Source organism: Paraplanobispora takensis (assembly GCF_016863195.1).
Classification (GTDB): domain Bacteria; phylum Actinomycetota; class Actinomycetes; order Streptosporangiales; family Streptosporangiaceae; genus Planobispora; species Planobispora takensis.
The window spans coordinates 1-1,316 of record NZ_BOOK01000134.1 but is presented as its reverse complement, the minus strand read 5'-3'; the positions used below and the strand labels follow the sequence as shown (position 1 = coordinate 1,316).

2 protein-coding genes are annotated in these 1,316 nt (G+C 73.6%); one reads left to right on the top strand and one right to left on the bottom strand.

What is annotated here, in order from left to right; all coding sequences use genetic code 11:
* Positions 1 to 245, top strand: a 245-nt coding sequence (locus Pta02_RS40775; protein WP_203880411.1) for a hypothetical protein, incomplete at its 5' end; no start/stop codon positions are given.
* Positions 246 to 355: 110 nt separating this feature from the next.
* Here the strand turns inward: Pta02_RS40775 and Pta02_RS40770 are convergent.
* A complete protein-coding gene (locus Pta02_RS40770; RefSeq protein ID WP_203880410.1) occupies positions 356 to 1,048 on the bottom strand; it encodes a sulfotransferase family protein in 693 nt (230 codons plus the stop codon).
* Positions 1,049 to 1,316 lie beyond the last annotated feature (268 nt).

The following is a 1,316-nucleotide window of genomic DNA, read 5'->3' as shown; positions in this document are numbered from 1 at the left end:
CCCCCGCCAAGAAGCCGGCCGCCGACAAGGCCGCGGACAAGGCCACCGCGGGCAAGCCCGCCACCGGCGCGACGACCGCCGAGCTCCCGGCCAAGACCGTCACCGCGGCCGCCGCGACCACCACCGCCGAGAAGGCGAACAGCATGCCCCTGGTGGGCATCCTGGCCCTCATCCTCGTCGCGGGCGGCGGGGCGTTCGCCGCCAGCCGGATCCTGAGCCGGCGCCTGACCCGCACCGGCGCCTGACCCTCCCGGGCGCCCAGCCCTTCGGGCACCTTTCGACGACAGCGCACCGAGGCCGCCACCGGACATCACCGGTGGCGGCCTCGTCGCGTCCGGGCACCGTGTTCGTCTCTTCAGGCCGGGGGCCGTATCGGGCCGGTGCCGTGCCTGCCCCACAGGGTCCGGCGGAAGTTGCTCCAGAAGCGGGAGCTGTCGTTGGCCCGCGGGAACGGGGTGTCCGGCACGGGGACGCCGAGGAAGTCGCACAGCGGCTCCCACCCCTGCCCCACCCGGTAGACCAGCAGCCGTTCCGGTGGCACGGACGAGCGCACCTCGGCGTTGTGCCGCTCGTAGTACTTCAGGGCGCTGGCGCGGTCGAAGACGATGTCGCGCCTGTCCCGGTTGACGGCGCTCAGCATGCGGGTGAACGCGGTCAGCCTGGCCTGCGCGGGAAGGACCGTGCGCAGCACGGGACCGAGCACGGGATGGCGCAGCACACGCGGCAGCCGGAAGATCGTCTTACGGGCGCTCTCGTACCAGGCGTCGGGGTCGCGCAGGGTGAGGATCACCTTGGCCTCGGGATAGTGCTCGGCCAGCTCCCGCCAGTACGCGGCCGCGGGGAAGTCCACGCACGCCCGGTATCCGCGGAAGACCGCCTCCCAGTCCGGTGCGGCGCCCTGCGCCACCGTGGTCCACTGCCGCATCCGCTCGATATCGCCCAGGACCTCGAACATGTGATAGCAGGGCGCGAAACCCAGGCGTTCCAGCGCGATCTTGAGTGAGCTGGTGCCGGTACGGCCCAGCCCCGCCCCGATGACCTGCAGCATTATCCCAACCTGCCCCCGCACGCCGGGTTTATGACACCGGGCGGCCTGGCGGGGGCATCCCGCGCCCGCCAGGCCGCCCGGTGAGGCGTCCGGCACGCAACCCCGGCCACCCGGCCGGGGCCCCGCTCAGACGGTGAAGCGGCCCACCAGCTCGCGCAGCGAGCGGCTCATGTCGGCCAGCTCGGCCGCGGCCTGGCGGGACTGGGCCACGCCCTCGGTGGTCACCGCCGCGGCCTGGGCCACGCCCGCGATGTTGGCGGCGATCTCA

What these genes read in the sequence shown, in the direction of transcription:
- Pta02_RS40770 (WP_203880410.1), bottom strand. Translation starts at nt 1,048, where the DNA reads ATGCTGCAGGTCATCGGGGCGGGGCTGGGCCGTACCGGCACCAGCTCA.